The 18,469-nt window shown below is 68.0% G+C and carries 17 protein-coding genes and 1 tRNA gene; 15 read left to right on the top strand and 3 right to left on the bottom strand.

From position 1 onward, the window contains the following. Positions 1-120 precede the first annotated feature (120 nt). The 11 genes from LYSHEL_RS00640 (at position 121) to LYSHEL_RS00590 (ending at position 11,508) form a co-directional block, all read left to right on the top strand. On the top strand, positions 121-1,152 hold the full coding sequence (locus LYSHEL_RS00640) for an N-acetylornithine carbamoyltransferase (protein ID WP_213437459.1): 1,032 nt from the start codon (positions 121-123) through the stop codon (positions 1,150-1,152). 32 nt (positions 1,153-1,184) lie between these two features. Beyond that, the gene (locus tag LYSHEL_RS00635) at positions 1,185-2,417 is read left to right on the top strand and encodes an argininosuccinate synthase (protein WP_213435132.1); all 1,233 of its coding nucleotides are present in this window, start codon (positions 1,185-1,187) and stop codon (positions 2,415-2,417) included. 1 nt (position 2,418) lies between these two features. Then, the gene (locus tag LYSHEL_RS00630) at positions 2,419-3,501 is read left to right on the top strand and encodes an acetylornithine deacetylase (RefSeq protein WP_213435131.1); all 1,083 of its coding nucleotides are present in this window, start codon (positions 2,419-2,421) and stop codon (positions 3,499-3,501) included. Then, positions 3,498-4,850 carry an acetylglutamate kinase gene (locus tag LYSHEL_RS00625; protein WP_213435130.1) on the top strand — a complete coding sequence of 451 codons (1,353 nt, stop codon included), beginning with the start codon at positions 3,498-3,500 and terminating at the stop codon, positions 4,848-4,850. Before LYSHEL_RS00630 ends, LYSHEL_RS00625 begins: the two co-directional genes overlap by 4 nt. Beyond that, entirely contained in the window at positions 4,850-5,452 is a 603-nt protein-coding gene (locus tag LYSHEL_RS00620; protein WP_213435129.1) for a GNAT family N-acetyltransferase, read from the top strand. The genes LYSHEL_RS00625 and LYSHEL_RS00620 overlap by 1 nt, the downstream gene beginning before the upstream one ends. Beyond that, a complete protein-coding gene (argC, locus tag LYSHEL_RS00615) occupies positions 5,449-6,405 on the top strand; it encodes an N-acetyl-gamma-glutamyl-phosphate reductase (protein ID WP_213435128.1) in 957 nt (318 codons plus the stop codon). The genes LYSHEL_RS00620 and argC overlap by 4 nt, the downstream gene beginning before the upstream one ends. Beyond that, the gene (gene argH / locus LYSHEL_RS00610) at positions 6,402-7,685 is read left to right on the top strand and encodes an argininosuccinate lyase (protein ID WP_213435127.1); all 1,284 of its coding nucleotides are present in this window, start codon (positions 6,402-6,404) and stop codon (positions 7,683-7,685) included. Before argC ends, argH begins: the two co-directional genes overlap by 4 nt. Positions 7,686-7,856: 171 nt before the next feature. Then, complete coding sequence (locus LYSHEL_RS00605; RefSeq protein ID WP_213435126.1) at positions 7,857-9,296, top strand: phosphatidylinositol-specific phospholipase C domain-containing protein; 1,440 nt, start codon at positions 7,857-7,859, stop codon at positions 9,294-9,296. A gap of 166 nt (positions 9,297-9,462) precedes the next feature. After that, positions 9,463-9,804 (top strand): YkgJ family cysteine cluster protein, encoded by a 342-nt coding sequence (locus LYSHEL_RS00600; RefSeq protein ID WP_213435125.1) that lies wholly within the window; start codon positions 9,463-9,465, stop codon positions 9,802-9,804. Between the two features lie 16 nt (positions 9,805-9,820). Further along, positions 9,821-10,123 carry a hypothetical protein gene (locus tag LYSHEL_RS00595; protein ID WP_213437899.1) on the top strand — a complete coding sequence of 101 codons (303 nt, stop codon included), beginning with the start codon at positions 9,821-9,823 and terminating at the stop codon, positions 10,121-10,123. 53 nt (positions 10,124-10,176) lie between these two features. Next, positions 10,177-11,508: a tetratricopeptide repeat protein gene (locus LYSHEL_RS00590; RefSeq protein WP_213435124.1), complete on the top strand. Its 1,332-nt coding sequence runs from the start codon at positions 10,177-10,179 to the stop codon at positions 11,506-11,508. A gap of 13 nt (positions 11,509-11,521) precedes the next feature. On the opposite strand, the gene LYSHEL_RS00585 is transcribed toward LYSHEL_RS00590, so the two are convergent. Next, positions 11,522-12,388 (bottom strand): DUF5694 domain-containing protein, encoded by an 867-nt coding sequence (locus tag LYSHEL_RS00585; protein WP_213435123.1) that lies wholly within the window; start codon positions 12,386-12,388, stop codon positions 11,522-11,524. Positions 12,389-12,518: 130 nt separating this feature from the next. Here LYSHEL_RS00585 and LYSHEL_RS00580 point away from each other — a divergent pair, with 130 nt between their 5' ends. After that, complete coding sequence (locus LYSHEL_RS00580; protein WP_213435122.1) at positions 12,519-13,880, top strand: tetratricopeptide repeat protein; 1,362 nt, start codon at positions 12,519-12,521, stop codon at positions 13,878-13,880. Positions 13,881-13,889: 9 nt separating this feature from the next. Here LYSHEL_RS00580 and LYSHEL_RS00575 read toward each other — a convergent pair whose 3' ends face one another. Continuing rightward, on the bottom strand, positions 13,890-14,414 hold the full coding sequence (locus tag LYSHEL_RS00575; protein WP_213435121.1) for a hypothetical protein: 525 nt from the start codon (positions 14,412-14,414) through the stop codon (positions 13,890-13,892). Positions 14,415-14,568: 154 nt separating this feature from the next. Then, positions 14,569-14,645, bottom strand: a tRNA-Pro gene (locus LYSHEL_RS00570). A 175-nt stretch (positions 14,646-14,820) separates the two neighbouring features. On the opposite strand from LYSHEL_RS00570, the gene hisS reads away from it, so the two are divergent. The 3 genes from hisS (at position 14,821) to LYSHEL_RS00555 (ending at position 18,469) form a co-directional block, all read left to right on the top strand. Next, entirely contained in the window at positions 14,821-16,188 is a 1,368-nt protein-coding gene (hisS, locus tag LYSHEL_RS00565; protein ID WP_213437457.1) for a histidine--tRNA ligase, read from the top strand. Further along, positions 16,185-18,071, top strand: a complete 1,887-nt coding sequence (locus LYSHEL_RS00560; RefSeq protein ID WP_213435120.1) for an HAL/PAL/TAL family ammonia-lyase — start codon at positions 16,185-16,187, stop codon at positions 18,069-18,071. Before hisS ends, LYSHEL_RS00560 begins: the two co-directional genes overlap by 4 nt. 74 nt (positions 18,072-18,145) lie before the next feature. After that, positions 18,146-18,469 (top strand): YerC/YecD family TrpR-related protein, encoded by a 324-nt coding sequence (locus LYSHEL_RS00555; RefSeq protein ID WP_213435119.1) that lies wholly within the window; start codon positions 18,146-18,148, stop codon positions 18,467-18,469.

The raw sequence follows: 18,469 nt of genomic DNA, 5'->3' as shown, positions 1-18,469 counted from the left end.
GTTCGCTGGGTAGCAGCCAGGCGTCATGCTTGCTTGCGAGAAACCCGGCCTCCGTGCCGGGTTTTTGCGTTCCAGCCCCGGCGAAATCCATCCCTCATCGAAGAACGACCCATGAAGCAGGTGCCGCTCCAACATTTCCTCAACACCCAGGACTGGTCGCGCGACCAGCTCGATGCCGTGCTCGCGCAGGCCGCCGAGTTCAAGCGCCAGCCGTTCGGCGCGCCGGGCAAGCCGCGCGCGCTGGAGGGCAAGTCGATCGCGTTGGTGTTCTTCAACAGTTCGCTGCGCACGCGCACCAGCTTCGAGATCGGCGCGTTCCAGATGGGCGGCCATGCGGTCGTGCTGCAGCCGGGCAAGGATGCGTGGCCGATCGAGTTCGACCTGGGCACGGTGATGGACGGCGAGACGGAAGAGCACATCGCCGAAGTCGCGCGCGTGCTGTCGCGCTACGTGGACCTGATCGGCGTGCGCGCCTTCCCGAAGTTCGTGGACTGGTCGGCCGATCGCGAGGACCGCGTGCTGAAGGGCTTTGCGAAATATTCGTCGGTGCCGGTGATCAACATGGAAACGATCACGCATCCGTGCCAGGAGCTCGCGCACATCCTCGCGCTGCAGGAACACTTCGGCACCACCGACCTGCGCGGCAAGAAGTACGTGCTGACGTGGACCTACCATCCCAAGCCGCTCAACACGGCGGTGGCGAACTCTGCGCTCACCATCGCCACGCGCATGGGCATGGACGTGACGCTGCTGTGCCCCACGCCCGAATACGTGCTGGACGCGCGCTACATGGCCTGGGCCGCGCAGAACGTGCAGGAAAGCGGCGGCTCGCTGCAGGTCAGCCACGACATCGAAAGCGCCTACGCCGGCGCCGACATCGTGTACGCGAAGAGCTGGGGCGCGCTGCCGTACTTCGGCAACTGGGCGCCGGAGAAGCCCATCCGCGATACCAACAAGCACTTCATCGTCGACGAAGCCAAGATGGCGCTCACCAACGACGGCGTGTTCTCGCACTGCCTGCCGCTGCGCCGCAACGTGAAGGCCACGGACGGCGTGATGGATTCGCCGCGCTGCATCGCCATCGACGAAGCCGAGAACCGCCTGCACGTGCAGAAGGCCGTGATGGCCACGCTGGCCGGCCAGCGTCGCTGATGTCCACCATCGAATCGAACGGAACGTCCCCCATGGCAAACAAAGACATCGTGCTGGCCTTCTCCGGCGGCCTCGACACTTCCTTCTGCGTTCCCTACCTGCAGGAGCGGGGCTGGAACGTGCACACCGTGTTCGCCGACACCGGCGGCGTCGATGCGGAAGAACGCGCGACGATCGAAGCGCGCGCCGCCGAGCTCGGCGTGGCATCGCACGTCACCATCGATGGCGGCCCGGCGATCTGGGACGGTTTCGTCAAGCCGTTCGTCATGGCGGGCGAGGGCTACCAGGGCCAGTACCCGTTGCTGGTGTCCGATCGCTACCTCATCGTCGATGCATCGCTCGCGCGCGCGCAGGCGCTCGGCACGCGCGCCATCGCGCATGGCTGCACCGGCATGGGCAACGACCAGGTGCGCTTCGACCTGGCGGTGAAGGCGAGCGGCGATTACCAGATCGTCGCGCCGATCCGCGAAATCCAGAAGGAACACACGCAGACGCGCGCGTACGAGCAGGCGTACCTGGAAGAACGCGGCTTCGGCGTGCGCGCCAAGCAGAAGGCCTACACGATCAACGAAAACCTGCTGGGCCTGACGATGTCCGGCGGCGAGATCGACACCTGGGACATCCCGGGCGAAGGCGCGCGCGGCTGGTGCGCGCCGCGCGACCAGTGGCCGAGCGAACCGCTGCGCGTGACGCTGCGCTTCGTCGAAGGCGAAGCGGTCGCGCTCGACGGCATCGCGATGCCGGGCGCGCAGCTGCTCGCGAAGCTCAACGGCCTGTTCGCCGCCTACGGCGTGGGCCGCGGCATGTACACCGGCGACACGACGATCGGCCTGAAGGGCCGCATCGTGTACGAAGCTCCGGGCCTGGCCGCGCTGCTCGCCGCGCACCGCGCGCTGGAGGAAGCCGTGCTCACGAAGCAGCAGAACCGCTTCAAGCCCGACGTCGCGCGCAAGTGGGTGGAGCTGGTGTACGAAGGCTTCTACCACGACCCGCTGAAGACCGACCTCGAAGCCTTCCTCGTGTCGAGCCAGCGCATGGTCAACGGCGAAGTCGTGCTCGAAACGCGCGGCGGTCGCGTGGATGCGGTCGCGTTGCGTTCGCCGCACCTGCTCAACGCAAAGCGCGCCACGTACGCGCAGTCGGCCGACTGGGGCGTGGAGGAAGCCGAAGGCTTCATCCGCCTGTTCGGCATGAGCAGCACGTTGTGGGCGCAGGTCAACGAGGGACAAGGGACCGGGGGCCGGGGACCGGGGCGGAACGGCTGACATGCTCCAGGACGTCCTCCGCCACCTCGACGCGCTCGTTTCCTTCGACACGCGCAACCCGCCGCGCCACATCGGCACGGGCGGGATCTTCGATTACCTGCGCGCGCAGTTGCCGGGCTTCCGCTGCACGGTCACCGACCACGGCGAAGGCGCGGTGTCGCTGCTCGCCGTGCGCGGTGCGCCGACGCGCGTGTTCAACGTGCACCTCGACACCGTGCCGTCGTCGCCGGCGTGGAGCGCGGATCCGCACGCGCTGCGCGTCACCGCCGACCGCGCGATCGGCCTTGGCGCCTGCGACATCAAGGGTGCCGCGGCGGGCTTGGTGACGGCCGCGAACCTGACGACCGGCGACGCCGCCTTCCTCTTCAGCAGCGACGAAGAAGCCAACGATGCCCGTTGCATCGATGCGTTCCTCGCCAGCGACCACGGCTTCACCGAAGCGATCATCGCCGAGCCCACGCTGTGCGAAGCGGTCCTCGCGCATCGCGGCATCAGTTCGGTGCTGATGCGCTTCAAGGGGCAGGCGGGGCACGCGTCGGGGCCGACGGCGCTGCAGGCCAGCGCATTGCACCAGGCGATGCGCTGGGGCACGCGCGCGCTGGATTTCGTCGAAGGCCAGGCGCACCAGCGCTTCGGCGGGCTGACCGGCCTGCGCTTCAACATCGGTCGCCTGGAAGGCGGCATCAAGGCGAACGTGATCGCGCCGAGCGCGGAAGTGCGCTTCGGCTTCCGCCCGCTGCCGTCGATGGCGTTCGAACACCTGCACGAAACCTTCGGCACGCTCGCCGATCCGGGCGCACTCGATCGCTACGAAGAAACCTTCCGCGGTCCGTCGCTGCCGTCGGGCGATGTCGCCATCGCAGAAGAACGCCGCCTGGCCGCGCGCGACCTCGCGGACGAACTGGGCTTCACCATCGGCAACGCGGTGGATTTCTGGACCGAAGCCTCGCTGTTCTCGCGGGCCGGCCTCACCGCGTTCGTGTACGGCCCCGGCGACATCGCGCAGGCGCACACCGCCGACGAGTGGGTCGCCCTCGAACAACTCCAGCGTTACACCGAATCGATCAAGCGCATCCTCCAATGAATCCTGCCTTCAACCAGCACGCGCTCAACAAGCACGTCCACGATCCGCAAACGCGCCAGACCATCGTCCGCCTGCTCTCGAGCATGGCCGGCGCGAAGGAGATCTCGCAGTACCTCAAGCGCTTCTCGCAACTGGACGCGGCGCGCTTCGCCGTCGTCAAGGTGGGCGGCGCGGTGCTGCGCGACGACCTGGACGCGCTGACGTCCTCGCTCGCCTTCCTGCAGGACGTGGGCCTGACGCCGATCGTCATCCACGGCGCGGGCCCGCAGCTCGACGAGGAACTCACCGCCGCCGGCATCGAGAAGCAGACGGTGAACGGGCTGCGCGTGACGTCGCCCGAAGCGCTGGCGATCGTGCGCCGCGTGTTCCATTCGCAGAACCTCAAGCTGGTCGAAGCGCTGCAGGCGCAGGATGCGCGCGCGACGTCGATCGTGTCGGGCGTGTTCGAAGCCGATTACCTCGACCGCCACACCTACGGCCTCGTCGGCGAAGTGAAGCGCGTGGACCTCGCGCCGATCAACGCGAGCCTGCAGGCCGGTTCGATCCCCGTCATCGCGAGCCTGGGCGAAACCGCGGGCGGGCAGATCCTCAACGTCAACGCCGACTTCGCCGCCAACGAACTGGTGCAGGTGCTGCAGCCGTACAAGATCGTCTTCCTCACCGGCACCGGCGGCCTGCTGGACGACGGCGGCAACGTGATCGATTCGATCAACCTGTCCACCGAGTACGACGACCTGGTCGCGCAGCCGTGGATCCACGGCGGCATGAAGGTGAAGCTGGAACAGATCAAGGTGCTGCTCGACAAGCTGCCGTTGTCGTCGTCCGTCTCGATCACGCGGCCGGGCGAACTGGCGAAGGAACTGTTCACGCACACGGGTTCCGGCACGCTGGTGCGGCGCGGCGAGCGCGTGCTCACGGCGGAGTCGTGGGACCAGCTCGACCTGGGCCGGCTGCGCAAGCTCATCGAATCCGCCTTCGGCCGCAAGCTGCTGCCGGATTACTTCGAGCGCACGCGCCTGCATCGCGCCTACGTGAGCGAGAACTACCGCGTCGCCGTGATCCTCACGCAGGAAGACGCGGGCGTGTACCTCGACAAGTTCGCGGTGCTGGACGAAGCGCAGGGCGAGGGCCTGGGCCGCGCGGTGTGGCACGTGATGCGCGAGCATAATCCGCGCCTGTTCTGGCGCTCGCGCCTGGGCAACCCGGTCAATGCGTTCTATGCCGCGGAAAGCGACGGCACGTTGAAGCAGGCGCGCTGGCAGGTGTTCTGGTACGGCTTCGAATCGTTCGATGACATCCGCGCGTGCGTCGAACATTGCGCACACCGCCCCGCGACGCTGGAGGATTGATGGCTGCGATCACCGACTGGACCACGCCGCCGACCCTGCGCGGCACGCACGTGGGCCTGGAACCGCTGGCGATGGCGCACGTGCCCGGCCTGCAGGACGCCGTCGAGGATGGCCGCCTGTATGACCTCTGGTACACCAACGTGCCCGAAGCGAAGGACGTGGAGGCTTTCGTCGCCGGCGCGCTGGAGAAGCAGGCCGGCGGCACGCAGCTCGCCTTCGCGGTGCGCGATGCCAACGGCCGCGTCGTCGGCACCACGCGCTACTACGAGATCGAACCCAACACGCCGCGCCTGCAGATCGGCTACACCTGGTACGCCGCGAGCGTGCAGCGCACCGGCCTGAACACCGAAGCCAAGCTGTTGCTGCTCGGGCATGCGTTCGACGTACTGCGTTGCGCGTCGGTGGGCCTGCAGACGAGCTGGTTCAACCATGCCTCGCGCGCGGCCATCGCGCGCCTGGGCGCGAAGGAAGAAGGCATCACGCGCAACCACGTGCGCCATCGCGACGGCACGCTGCGCGACACGGTCAACTTCTCCATCCTCGATACCGAATGGGCGTGCGTGAAGCGCAACCTGCAGGCCCGCATGGCGAAGCACGCATGAACCCGAAGCTCGGACTCGTCGGCGCGCGCGGCCATGTCGGCGCGGAACTGATCAAGCTGGTCGCGGGCCATCCGCATTTCGACTTCGCGTTCGTGTCCTCGCGCGAACTGGAAGGGCAGTTGGTCGCGGACCACCATCCTGCGTATCGCGGCGACCTGCGCTACATCGCGCCGGCGCATGAAACGCTGCCCGCGTTCGGCGCCGATGCGGTCGTGCTCGCGCTGCCGAACGGCAAGGCGAAGGTGTGCGTGGATGCGTTCGATGCGGCGGGGCTGGATCCCGTCATCATCGATCTGTCCGCGGACTATCGCTTCGATCCGGCCTGGTATTACGGCCTGCCGGAACTCACGCGCGCCCGTTATCAGGGCCAGCGCCGCATCAGCAATCCGGGCTGCTACGCGACGGCCATGCAGTTGGCGGTCGCGCCGATGCTGGATGCGCTCGACGGCCCGGTGCAGTGCTTCGGTGTCTCCGGGTATTCCGGCGCGGGCACCACGCCGTCGGACAAGAACGATCCCGACAAGCTGCGCCACAACCTGATGCCCTACGCGTTGACCGGCCACGTGCATGAGCGCGAGGCCAGCACGCAGCTCGGCCATCCGGTGGAATTCATGCCGCACGTCGCGCCGCATTTCCGCGGCCTGACGATCACGGCGAACCTGCACCTGGCGCGTGCCTTCAACCGCGACGACATCCTCGCGCGTTACCGCGAACGCTACGCCGCCGAACCCCTCGTGCGCGTCGGCGACGAAGCGCCGTGGGTCAGCCACATCGCGGGCGCGCAACACGTCGACGTCGGTGGCTTCACCTTGTCGGAGGACGGCCGACGCCTGGTCGTCGTCGCCACGGAAGACAACCTGCTGAAGGGCGCCGCCACGCAGGCGCTGCAGAACCTCAACCTCGCCTTCGGTTTCGACGAATTCGCCGGCATTCCCCTGGAGACGCACGCATGAGCGACCTGTTGTGGCAGAAGCCGGGCGTCACCGTGGACTCGGGCATCCAGGCGTTCCTCGCAGGCGACGACGTGATCCTGGATCGTGAATTCTTCCAGCACGACATCGTCGCCAGCCGCGCGCACGCGCAGGGCCTGCAGCGCATCGGCGTGCTGTCGGCGGACGAACTGGTGGTGCTGGAGCGCGAACTCGCCACGCTCGCGGAGGATTTCCGCAGCGGCGCGTTCGTGCTCGACGAGACGTTCGAAGACGGCCATTCCGCCATCGAAGCGCGCCTCACCGAACGCCTCGGCGACACCGGCCGCCGCATCCACACTGGCCGCAGCCGCAACGACCAGGTGCTCGTCGCCACGCGCCTGTGGCTGAAGGAAAAACTCGAACGCGTGCAGGCGTTGTGCCGCGAAGTCGCCACGGTTGCGCTGGATCGTGCAGGAGCGGAGCAGGGCATTCCGATGCCCGGCTACACGCATCTGCAACGTGCCGTCGTTTCGTCCGTCGGCATGTGGTGGGCGGGATGGGCCGAGGCCTTCATCGACAACGCGCGTCGCGCCGCCGACACGCTCGCGTGGGTCGACGCCAATCCGCTCGGCACGGCCGCCGGGTACGGTGTCAACCTGCCGCTCGCGCGCGACCACGCGACGCAGGCGCTCGGCTTCGGCCGCCTGCAGGTGTCGCCGTTGTATGCGCAGCTTTCGCGCGGCAAGTTCGAACTCGCCGCGCTCGAAGCCTTGAACAGCGCGATGCTCGACCTGCGCCGCCTCGCGTGGGACCTGAGCCTGTTCACCAGCGCCGAGTTCGGATTCGTGCGCTTGCCGTCGCAGTACACGACGGGCAGTTCGATCATGCCGAACAAGCGCAATCCCGATGTCGTGGAGTTGATGCGCGGCACGTACGCGAGCGTCGCCGCCGCGCGCACGGAGATCGAACACCTGCTGTCGCTGCCGGGCGGTTACCACCGCGACCTGCAGATCACCAAGGGCGCGCTGTTCCATGGCTTCGGCAAGGGCCTCGGCGCGCTGTCGCTACTGCCCGACCTGCTGCGCAACCTCGACTGGAACAGCGAGCGCATGCAGGCGGCGCTCGAACCTTCGATGTACGCGACCGACCTCGCCGTGGATCTCGCGAAGCAGGGCATGCCGTTCCGCGATGCGTACAAGCAGGCGGCCGATCCTGCGCGCTGGTCCGCGGGCGATCCGCAGGAAAGCCTCGCGGCGCGCACGTCGCCGGGCGGGGCAGGGGATCTGCGACTGAAGGACCTGCGCGATCGCCTCGGGGGCTGATGCCCCGGGTCGCGCAACCGCACTCGCGTTTCACGGGCGCGTTCGGCCAGCACCGCTGAGCCATGCGGCAAAAGCCTGCTGCGAAGCAGCGAACATTCTCCTCGGTGCGAGGTGCGCCACCGCCTAAGGTGCGCGCCGCGACGCATTCCGCGTCTGCCCTGGAGTGCCCACATGTTCCGACTTTCGATGCGCCATGCCGGCGCCGCGCTGGCGTTGTCGTGCCTGGCGTGCCTGCCCGTCGGGCAGGCCGCCGCCCACTGGGACAACGCCTACTACCACGACTACGACGACCTCCCCTTGCAAAGCCGCTGGATGGCGACGCTCGACGACAAGACGCCGCTCAGCATGATCACCCTCCCGGGGACGCATGGGTCCGCCGCGCGTCACGGCGGGTGGATCGTCGAGAACCAGACGTTGACGATCCCGCAGCAGCTCAATGCGGGGATCCGGTTTTTGGACCTGCGCACGCGGCACTACCGCAACAATCTGTACCTGCACCACGGTGCCTTCTACCAGCACCAGAAGCTGGACGATGCGTTGAACGCCGTCGTGCGGTTCCTGCGAGAAAACCCGACCGAGACCGTGCTGGTCCGCGTCAAGGACGACGAACACACCGCGGCGGGCAATACGCGTTCGTTCCGGGAGACGATCTACAACTACTACTTCAACTACAAACACCACTTCGCCATTGGCGCGAAGGAGAACGCGCCGCTGGGATCGCTGCGCGGGAAAATGGTGATGCTGCGGAACTACACCGTCACGGACCGCGACCCGTTCGAGGGAATCGGCTTCAGGGAGCACCTGGAACGACAGGACGCGTTCCACCTCCGCACGAACTGGGACTTGTACGGAAAGTGGGAGAAGGTGAAGGCCCACATCAACCACGCGAACCATTTCAACACCAACGGCCAGGCCGTCACGCCCTTCATCAATTTCCTGTCGGGCTCGGGCGGTGCGTTCCCGTATTTCGTCGCCAGCGGGCACAGCGATCCGCGCACGGGGGCGCCCGCCCTGGTGACGGGCAAGGCGACGCCGTTCTTCAACGACTGGCCCGACTTCCCTCGCGGTGCGTGCCTGCTGTGGTTCTGCACCATCTACTTCGAAGGCACCAACACGCTCACGAAGCATTACCTCAACAACAACGCGCACATCCAGTACGCCGGCATCGTCGCGGCCGACTTCCCCGGTTCGGGCCTGATCCATTCCGTCGTGCAGGTCAACCGCACCAACCGGTTGATGGTAAGCGCCAACAACGGTCAATGCCTGGACATCGAAGGCGGCGTGCGCAACGGCGGCAACCTGATCACGTGGCCCTGCCACGGTGGTGCGAACCAGCGCTTCACCTTCCGCCACGGCCGGATCCTGGTGGGCGGGCTGTGCCTGCAGGTGGAGGGCTTTCCCTTTGTCCGGCAGGGGGCGCATGTCCGCGCCAGGCCGTGCTCGCCTTACGTGGAGCAGCAGTGGGGCGTGGCGAACGACGGGACGATCCGCAGCATGCTGTCCGGCGCCCATCGCTGCCTCGACCTGATCGTGGAAGACCGCAATCGCGTCGGCCTGTGGGGCTGCCATGCTCCCAGCCCCGACCAGCAGTTCCGGACCCGGGTCCGCTGAGCGACCCTCCATCGCCGGGGAAGCCCGCTTCCCTGGCGATGGTTCATCCCGTCCGGCCGTGAAGGCGGCCTTGCGGGTGTAGAATGCCGCGGCACTCGGCTGCCTTCCTGGCGCCGTGCATCCGAGCCTCCGTGCAGCTCCCTCGCGGACCTGTGCCTGCCGTCGGATGTCGACCCCCCACCCGGATACCTACCTCGACGCCCCCGACACGGGTGTCGCCGCCGATTGTGCCCACTGCGATGCGGTCTGCTGCCGTCTCACCGTGGTGGTCCAGCCCGAGGATCGCATCCCCGGACACCTGCTCGAGGAGCGCGACGGCCTGACCGTCATGGCGCGCGACGAGGAGGGCTGGTGCGTGGCCCTCGATGGCGCGCGCATGTGCTGCTCGATCTACGAAGGCCGTCCCGAGGTCTGTCGCCGATTCGCCATGGATGGCCCGTATTGCCGCGCGATCCGCACCGATTACACGGAACGGCGCGCACGCGGCATCGAACTCATCCTGCATTGACCCACCGGAGATCCGCATGACCGCGAGCAAGTCCACCAAGCCCGGCGCCGCCGCCGCAACGCCGCCCGCCCCGGGCGCCGCCGCCGACAGCCGCAACGGCCGCGACACCAAGCACCTGTTCACGCGCAAGCAGACCTCCTCGACCAGCCAGGTCACGCGCGAGCGCATCGCCGAGGACATCGACGCCTTCCGCAAGGCCGGCGGCAAGATCGAAGTGCTGGGCGTGACCCACACCCTCAAGAAGCTCGACGGCGCCCCGAACCAGGCGAGCACCCAGCCGGCGCGTCCGTCCGCCGGTGGCAAGCGCTCGAAGGGCTGAGAACTGCGGCATGATTCCCTCGCGTCCCGGATGAGGACGCAGGGGAGTCGGGCATGAAGCAGGCGATCGGCTGGCTGCTGGCCAGCATGGTGTGTGCATGCACGGCGGTCGAACCGCCCCCACCCATCGAATCCCTCGCCAGCATCACGGCCCGCATGGATGTCCCCGGCGGCGCCGGCAGATCGCTGGAAGGCATCCCCGCAGCGCTGGATGCCTGGCTCAAGCAGCATCCGGACTCGGCCGAGGCCTGGATCCAGTACGCCCGGTACCACCTCAAGTCCGGACATCGCTACGGTCGCGTCTACGAGGACGATGCACTCGTCGCGGCCTACAACGCGCTCGATCGCGCCGAGAAACTCGCGCCGGGTGATCCGGACATCGATACCGTCCGCGGCCACGTCGTCGACCTGCTGGGCTGGACGGACGATGCCGAAACGATCTTCGCGCGCGCCGAACAGCACGGCGCCGACGCCAGCCCGTGGTTCCGCCTGTATCGCGCCGAGTTCCACCAGCACCAGGGCCGCACCACCGATGCCAAGCGCGATTGCGACAACGTCGCGGCGCGCAAGAACCTGAGCCCGCTGCAGCGCCTGGTCGCCGACGAATGCCGTCGCGATGCGTACTGGGCGCAAGGCGACCTGGCCATGACGGAGCACTTGTTCCGCCAGCAGCTCCTGTACGCCGACGATGACGCCTGGCTGCATGGCAACTTCGCGCAATTCCTGTTGTGCGAACGCGACGATCCGAAGTCGGCGCTGGTCGAAGTGCGGCGCGCACGCGCGCTGATGGACTACGGCATCGCGCGCAAGACGGAGGCAGCCGCGCAGGTGCGCGCGTGGTCGATGCAGCTCGCCGAGGGCGCAAGCACGGTCGCAGCGGCCACGTTCGATGCAGCGAGCAAGCTCTCGCCGCAACCGGTCGAAGCCTACCTGTCGGCCTGCTACGAAAGCCCGGCAACGCGCGACCTGGTGCGCAAGGCCATCAAGGCCGGCGTGTTGCCCGATGCGTCGGAGGTGGATGCGATCAGCGCCGCGATGTATGCCGAGGAGCACCGCGACAATTCGAACCTGCTCGGCGTCTACCGCATGCGCGTGCAGTCGCAGGCGCGCGAAGGCGATGTCCTGATGCTCGGCTCGGCGCCGGACGCACGCGGTGCCGACGGCCTGACGTTGTGGGTGACCGACGATGTGCAGGCCCAATGGCGCAAGACCTACGGCACCAGCGCGGACAAGGCGTTGATGGGCCAGGAGATCCGCGTCATCGGCGAACCGCACCGCATCCGGATCGACACGGGCGGCACGCCGGCCACCTACGCGACCCGCATGCGGGTGGATGCGCCGCAGTCGATCCTGTGGGCGGGCGACAAGCCGGAAGCGACACGCTGAGGCGCAGGCGACCTCACTGCGTCGGCGCGTCGTCCTTCAGCCAGCGCTGCGTGTCTTCCACGCGGTACTTGCCCGAATCGGTCGCCAGCTGGCGCAACCAGTTGCCGTGGCCCGCGCCGTAGAGCACCAGCACGCGGTCACCGGGTTCGGTGCGGCGCACGATGTTGTTGAAGATCGTGAGGTTGCGGCCGTACCAGAGCATGTCCCAGTTCCGGCCGATCGCATCTTCCTCGGTGCCGTAAAGGCCGATGCGGAAGTAGGCCTGCGCATTCGCGCGCAGCCATTCGGGTGAATTGAGCCGCAGCAGCATGTCGCCGATCGTGCCGGTGTCGAGCGTGTGCTGGTCCACGTCGTTCACAGCCTTGCCGATCGCCTTGTCGCGTTCGTATTGCGCCTGCTGGCCATGGCGCTCGATGGCGGCCGGGAAATCGACGCTCGCCTCGTCCTTGATCGGGCCCATGTCGTTCCAGTCGACGGCCACCACGCCCTTCAGTTTCTGGTCGCACGCAATGCGGAAGCCGAGTTGCTCGGTTTCGTTGCGCGTCAGCGGGCGCTTGCCTTGGCACGACTGCGCGAACGATTGATCCAGTTTCGCCTGCGACGTGGTGTCGGCTTCCACCATGATCTTCGTCGGCTTGAACCGCGCGATCAGGCGTGCGACCTCGGCGATCTCGCGTTGGCGCTTGGCACTGAGCACGTCGTCGGCGTGCGTGTTGTGCACGTCGCGGCCCGGGTTGTTCATGTGGAAGCTGCCGACGAACAGGAAATCCGCGTCGGGCTGCGGGTCCGTGGCCTGCGCGGGCGCCGCGATGCACGCGACGGAGGCCACCAGGGTCGCGGCGGCGAGCGCCAGCGCAAAACGTCCATTCACTCCACGCATCGATCGGTTTCCTTCCTTCGCCAGGGCGGACGGCCCGCAAGTCGGATGCAGGGGCGTGCGCCGGGGTTTAACGCCCCCCGGCAAAGCGGCATCATTCCCCCGTCCGCCGCAGGACGCAGGGGAATCGACGATGAAGCAAGGAATGCCATGGGTGCTGGGCGCGATGCTGTGCGCCTGTTCGGCGCAAGCCACGACCGAACCGCAGTCCCTCGAACGCATCACCGCGCGCCTGGACGAATCGGGCGGCATGGGCGGTTCGATCCAGGACGTGCCCGCCGCGCTCGATGCCTGGCTGGCGGCGCATCCCGATTCGTCGGACGCCTGGATCCAGTACGCGCGCTACTACCTCAAGGCCGGCTACATCAGTGGCGACACGTTCGCGCACGGCACCTTCGAACGCGCCGCGGACGCGCTGGACCGCGCCGGGAAACTCGCGCCGCAAGATCCGAACGTCGATGTGCTGCGCGGCCATCTCCTCACGAACATGGGGCGCCTGGACGACGCCGACGCCGCACTCGCGCGCGCGCAAGCGCGCGGCGGCGATGCCAATCCCTGGTTGCGCATCAACCGCGGCAACCTCCGCCTCGAACAGGACCGCTGGCAGGACGCGATGCAGGAGTGCGACATCGCCGCCACGCGCAAGGACCTCAGCGCGGGCCAACGGCTGGCCGCCGACCAATGCCGCATCCAGGCGTACCGTTGGAAGGGCGACGCGGACACCGCCGAGCGCATCTACCGCGACGCCATGGCCTACGCGGGCGACAACGCCTGGCACCACGGCAACTTCGCGCAGTTCCTGCTGTGTTCGCGCGACAACCCGAAGGCGGCCGTCGAGGAAGCCCGGCGCGCCCGCGCGCTGATGGATTACGGCATTGCGCAGGCGACCGAGGGCGCTGCGCTCACGCGCCTGTGGTCGATGCAGGTGAGCGCGGACGAACCGGACGCGGAAGCGACGTACGAAGCGGCGGCGAAGACGGTGCGCGACCCGGTCGACGCGTACATCGACATGTGCGGTCCATTTCCCTACGGGCAGGGCGTCGCGCGCGAGGCGTTCCTGACGGGCCGCATGGCGGCGCGCTCGGTGCCGGACGCGATCCAGCGCGCGGCCGAAGCGGGCGAACGCGGCGACCGCGACGGCCTGTTCGGCGTGTACCGCATGCAGGTGAAATCGCAGGGCCGCAGCGCGGGCATCCAGTACCTGAGTTCCGAGCTCGACTATCGCGACCCGCGCAACCTGTCGCTGTCGATCTCGCCGGAAGTGCAGGAAGACTGGCGCATCAACTTCGGCCCCGGGCCGGAACAGATCCTCCTCGGCAAGGAGATCTACGTGATCGGCGAACCGCGCCGCGTGCGCATCGATTTCATGGCCGACGGCAAGCCGACGGGGAAGTACTACTACCAGACGCAACTGGCGGTGGAATCGTCCTTCTCGATCATGTCGCCCGAGATTCCGCCGGCGCGGCCGCAGCATTTCGCGCATCCGGAGAAGTGAGGGAAGGCGTCAGTCGGGCACGTGCCGTATGGCGTCTGGTCTCGACTGTGCCGGCGGCGATGCGCTTCGCGTGTTGGCAGCGCGCGCGATGTCGGCGTCCATGTCGGCTTGGGTGTGGAGCGGGCGGATGCTGCCTTGCACGCAGTCTCCGAGGCGCGCGCACGCGGCGTCGATGTAGGCGATGAGTTCGTCGGGGACGAAGTAGGGGGGATGTTCCAGCCAATGCTGCTTCAGGCTGCGCAGGTCGCGGTCGCGGAGGCGGAAATAGACGTCGCTCGCGGGCATCACGGGCTCGGCCCAATGCATGAGGGCGAGGTGGCCGGGAAGGGTCGATTCCAGGTCCGAAAGCGCCTCGTCCAGTTTGCCCTCGCGAATCAGTTTCTGGACGTGGAGGTTCATCGCGATATTCGTGGCGGCACTGCGCCCCACGATCGGCGTGATCCCGGGTTCGGCCGCGGGCGGCGGCGCGGGCGCCGGGCCCGAACACCCCGCAAGCCAGACCGCCAGCACGCCAACGAACACGATGCGGTCCATGCAAGCGCTCCAGTCCGGAAGGCGGCGGGAAGCGCCGACGTCGCGCAGAGTGCCACGCCGCGCGGTCACTTGCTCCACGCAGGCTTGCAGACACGAAAAGGCCCGCGCGAGGCGGGCCTGGTCGGAACACTTGGATCGGCTTGCTTGAATCGATTGGTCGGGGAGACAGGATTTGAACCTGCGACTTCTACGTCCCGAACGTAGCGCTCTACCAGGCTGAGCTACACCCCGACGGCAGAGCCGCGAATTCTAGCCAGCCACGCGGGTGCGAGGCAAGCACTCCGTAGGCCCCGGGACGTGTGGCCGTTAGACTAGCGGCCTTCGCCGGCGCGGAACGGGGCCGGCCTCAGCCTTCCGGAGCCACGCATTGAGCACGCCGATCAAGCCCCGCACGCCGCCGGGGGTCATGGAACTGCTGCCGCGCGACCAGATCGCCTTCCAGCGCATGCTCGACACCATCCGCGGGACGTTCGAACAGTTCGGGTTCCTGCCGGTGGAGACGCCGGTGATGGAGCTGTCGGAGGTGCTGCTCACCAAGTCGGGCGGCGAAACCGAACGCCAGGTCTATTTCGTCCAGTCCACCGGCGCGCTGGAGAAGGCCGAGGCCGGGCGCCCGGAGCTGGCGCTGCGCTTCGACCTCACGGTGCCGCTGGCGCGCTACGTCGCCGAACATGAACACGACCTCGCGTTCCCGTTCCGCCGCTACCAGATGCAGCGCGTGTATCGCGGCGAGCGTGCGCAGCGCGGGCGCTTCCGCGAGTTCTACCAGTGCGACATCGACGTCATCGGCAAGGACACGCTGTCGCCGCGCTTCGATGCGGAAATCCCGGCGGTGATCGCGGCCGTGTTCGAGCGGCTGGCGATCGGCGACTTCACCATCCAGTTCAACCACCGCAAGTTGCTGCGCGGCTACTTCGAAGGCCTGGGCATCGACGGCGACCACCAGCTGGCCGTGTTGCGCGAACTCGACAAGCTCGACAAGCGCGGCGAAGCGGCCGTGCGCGCGACGCTGGCGGGCGAAGGCTTCGGCCTCGGCGACTCGGCGATCGATGCGCTGATGGCGTTCTCGCAGGTGCGTTCGCGCGGCCACGCCGATGCGCTGGCCAAGCTCGATGCGCTGGGCGCGGGCACGCCGTTGTTCGAGGAAGGCCGCGCGGAACTGCGCGCGGTGCTCGCGCAGCTGCAGGCGCTCGGCGTGCCGGAATCGCGTTACGCGTTGAACCTGTCGATCGCGCGCGGCCTGGATTACTACACCGGCATCGTCTACGAGACCACGTTGGATGCGCATCCGCAGATCGGCTCCATCTGTTCCGGCGGGCGCTACGACAATCTCGCGAGTCACTACACGAAGTCGAAGCTGCCGGGCGTCGGCATCTCGATCGGCTTGACGCGCCTGTTCTTCCAGTTGCAGGACGCGGGCCTGGTGTCCACGGCCGACAGCTCCGTCGATGTGCTCGTCGCGCTGATGGACGATGCGTTGCTGCCGGATGCGCTGGCGGTGTCGCAACGTTTGCGCGCGGCCGGGCTGAATGTCGAAACGCAACTGGAGCCGCGCAAGCTCGCCAAGCAGCTCCAGTACGCCGATCGCGCGGGCATCCGCTTCGTCGCGATCCGCGGCGAGGATGAAGTCGCGCGCGGCGTGGTGGCGGTGAAGGACCTGCGGCGCGGCGAACAGTTCGAAGTCGCCGAAGCCGACCTCGCGTCGGCCTTGCAGGTGGAACGCGAACAGTTGCGCGCGCTGCCTGCCCACGTGGTGCAGGAGACGACGCGATGAGGCCCGTTCGCCTGGATGGTCGCTCGCTCACGCAGCGCACGCTGGTGGAAGTCGCGCACGGCGCGCCCGTGGACCTGGACGCCGATGCGCTGAAGGCCGTGGCGCGCGCCGCGGATTTCCTCGCCGAACAGGTCGCGCGCGAAGAACCCATCTACGGCGTGTCGACCGGATTCGGCAGCAATGCCGACAAGCTGCTCGGCGGCCATCCGCTGCGCGCACCGAACGCATCGCATCGCTCGTTGCACCGCGAATTGCAGGACAACCTGATCGTGACGCACGCGGTGTGCGTCGGCGAACCGTTCGCACCGGAAGTGGTGCGCGCGATGCTGTGCATCCGCATCAACACGCTGCTGCGCGGGCACTCGGGCATCCGCGTCGAAACCTTGCAGGCGTTGACGGCGCTGCTCAACGCGGGCGTGGTGCCGATCGTGCCCCAGTTGGGCTCGGTGGGCGCGTCCGGGGATCTTGCCCCGCTGTCGCACCTGGCCATCGTCCTGCTGGGCGGCGGCGAAGCGTTCTACCAGGGCGAGCGCATGCCCGGCGGCGAAGCGCTGGCACGCGCCGGCTTGCAACCCGTGACGCTGTCCTACAAGGAAGGCCTCGCGCTCAACAACGGCACCGCGCAGATGCTCGCCACCGGCGTGCTCGCCGTGCATCGCCTCGAAGACCTGCTGGAGACGGCCGACATCGCCGCGGCGATGACGATCGATGCGTTCGCCGGCCGGCTGGGTGCGTTCGCCGAAGAAGTGCACGCGCTGCGCCCGCATCCGGGCCAGGTGCGTGCCGCCACGCACCTGCGCGCACTGCTCGCCGGGTCCACGCTCGCCGACATTCCCTACCACCTCGTGCCGCGCTTCCGTGGCTGGACGCCCGGTGCGTGGGCGGGCGCCGAAGCCGATGCGCACAACTTCGACATCGCCTGGGATTGGGTGCCGACGTCGCAGCGCCACGGCCGAGAGAAGTTCTACGCGCGCTTCCGCCCGTTCCGCGGCGGCAAGAAGCACCAGCCGCAAGACAGCTACTCGCTGCGCTGCGTGCCGCAGGTGCACGGCGCGGTGCGCGATGCACTGGACCAGGCGCGCCGCGTGCTCGATGTCGAACTCAACTCGGTGACGGACAACCCGCTCGTGTTCCCCGACGCGCAGGCCGAGCACGTCGAACAGCAGGTGATTTCCGCGGGCCACTTCCACGGCATGCCGCTCGCGCTGGCGATGAGCTACGTGAAAGCCGCGATCCCGGTGCTGGCGTCCATCAGCGAGCGCCGCCTCAACAAGCTGGTGGATCCCGCCACGAACGATGGCTTGCCGGCGTTCCTGATCGGCAACGAAGACGGCACCGAATCCGGCCTGATGATCGTGCAGTACACCGCCGCGGCGATCGTCAACGACCTCACCAGCCGTGCGATGCCGGCGTCGGTGTATTCGATCCCGACCAGCGCCAACGCCGAAGACCACGTGTCGATGGGCGCCAACGAAGCACGCCACGTGCTCGCGATGGCGGACGACCTGGGCAAGGTGCTCGCGCTGGAACTGATGACCGCCGCGCAGGCACTGGACCTTCGCCGCGACATGATCAACGCGGCGCGCGCGCTCGCCGACCACGGCGACGTCGCGGTCTTCGCGGGGAAAGTGCAGGGCGGGCCGGCGCTGGACGCTGACGACCGCGCGACCTTCCTGTCGGAAGTCGAGGGCCTGCGTACTGAGCTCGCGAACGCTGCGGATTTCGCCCCGGGTCGTGCGGTGGCGGCGGCGCATGCGGCAATCCGCGCGCGCGTGCCGTTCCTTGCGCGCGATCGTGCGCTCGACGGCGATGTGCAGGCCGCGGTGCGCCTGGTCGAGGACAACCTGGTCCTCGATGCGGCCCGCGGCGCGCTGAATCCCTGAAATTTTTTTCGCGGGCGGGGTTGACCCGGGGGTTCGCGTTGCGTACTGTGCCAACGCGTTAATACATTAATACGATGAAACAACGACCCGATCCCCTGCCGGACACCGAAGCCGACGCCGCCCTCGACGGGCTGGCGCGCGCGCTCGCGAGCCTGTCCAGGCCGGAGGACGTGCGTGCGTTCCTCATCGACCTGTGCACGCCGGCCGAGCTGGAATCCATGGCCGATCGCTGGAAAGTCGTGCCCTTGCTGCTGCAGGGCGTCCCGTACCGCGAGATCCACGACCGCACGCGCGTCAGCGTCACCACCGTCGGCCGCGTGGCCCGCACGCTCGAGCACGGCACCGGTGGCTACCACGCCGCCATCCGCCGCCAGCGCCGCACCGCCGCCTCCCACTGA

This window comes from Lysobacter helvus (genome assembly GCF_018406645.1).
GTDB lineage: Bacteria > Pseudomonadota > Gammaproteobacteria > Xanthomonadales > Xanthomonadaceae > Noviluteimonas > Noviluteimonas caseinilytica.
The sequence above is the reverse complement of the archived record's forward strand: the minus strand, read 5'-3'. Positions and strand labels throughout refer to the sequence as shown.

What these genes read in the sequence shown, in the direction of transcription:
- LYSHEL_RS00635 (WP_213435132.1), top strand. Translation starts at nt 1,185, where the DNA reads ATGGCAAACAAAGACATCGTGCTGGCCTTCTCCGGCGGCCTCGACACT.
- LYSHEL_RS00630 (WP_213435131.1), top strand. Translation starts at nt 2,419, where the DNA reads ATGCTCCAGGACGTCCTCCGCCACCTCGACGCGCTCGTTTCCTTCGAC.
- LYSHEL_RS00625 (WP_213435130.1), top strand. Translation starts at nt 3,498, where the DNA reads ATGAATCCTGCCTTCAACCAGCACGCGCTCAACAAGCACGTCCACGAT.
- LYSHEL_RS00620 (WP_213435129.1), top strand. Translation starts at nt 4,850, where the DNA reads ATGGCTGCGATCACCGACTGGACCACGCCGCCGACCCTGCGCGGCACG.
- argC (WP_213435128.1), top strand. Translation starts at nt 5,449, where the DNA reads ATGAACCCGAAGCTCGGACTCGTCGGCGCGCGCGGCCATGTCGGCGCG.
- argH (WP_213435127.1), top strand. Translation starts at nt 6,402, where the DNA reads ATGAGCGACCTGTTGTGGCAGAAGCCGGGCGTCACCGTGGACTCGGGC.
- LYSHEL_RS00605 (WP_213435126.1), top strand. Translation starts at nt 7,857, where the DNA reads ATGTTCCGACTTTCGATGCGCCATGCCGGCGCCGCGCTGGCGTTGTCG.
- LYSHEL_RS00600 (WP_213435125.1), top strand. Translation starts at nt 9,463, where the DNA reads ATGTCGACCCCCCACCCGGATACCTACCTCGACGCCCCCGACACGGGT.
- LYSHEL_RS00595 (WP_213437899.1), top strand. Translation starts at nt 9,821, where the DNA reads ATGACCGCGAGCAAGTCCACCAAGCCCGGCGCCGCCGCCGCAACGCCG.
- LYSHEL_RS00590 (WP_213435124.1), top strand. Translation starts at nt 10,177, where the DNA reads ATGAAGCAGGCGATCGGCTGGCTGCTGGCCAGCATGGTGTGTGCATGC.
- LYSHEL_RS00585 (WP_213435123.1), bottom strand. Translation starts at nt 12,388, where the DNA reads ATGCGTGGAGTGAATGGACGTTTTGCGCTGGCGCTCGCCGCCGCGACC.
- LYSHEL_RS00580 (WP_213435122.1), top strand. Translation starts at nt 12,519, where the DNA reads ATGAAGCAAGGAATGCCATGGGTGCTGGGCGCGATGCTGTGCGCCTGT.
- LYSHEL_RS00575 (WP_213435121.1), bottom strand. Translation starts at nt 14,414, where the DNA reads ATGGACCGCATCGTGTTCGTTGGCGTGCTGGCGGTCTGGCTTGCGGGG.
- hisS (WP_213437457.1), top strand. Translation starts at nt 14,821, where the DNA reads ATGGAACTGCTGCCGCGCGACCAGATCGCCTTCCAGCGCATGCTCGAC.
- LYSHEL_RS00560 (WP_213435120.1), top strand. Translation starts at nt 16,185, where the DNA reads ATGAGGCCCGTTCGCCTGGATGGTCGCTCGCTCACGCAGCGCACGCTG.
- LYSHEL_RS00555 (WP_213435119.1), top strand. Translation starts at nt 18,146, where the DNA reads ATGAAACAACGACCCGATCCCCTGCCGGACACCGAAGCCGACGCCGCC.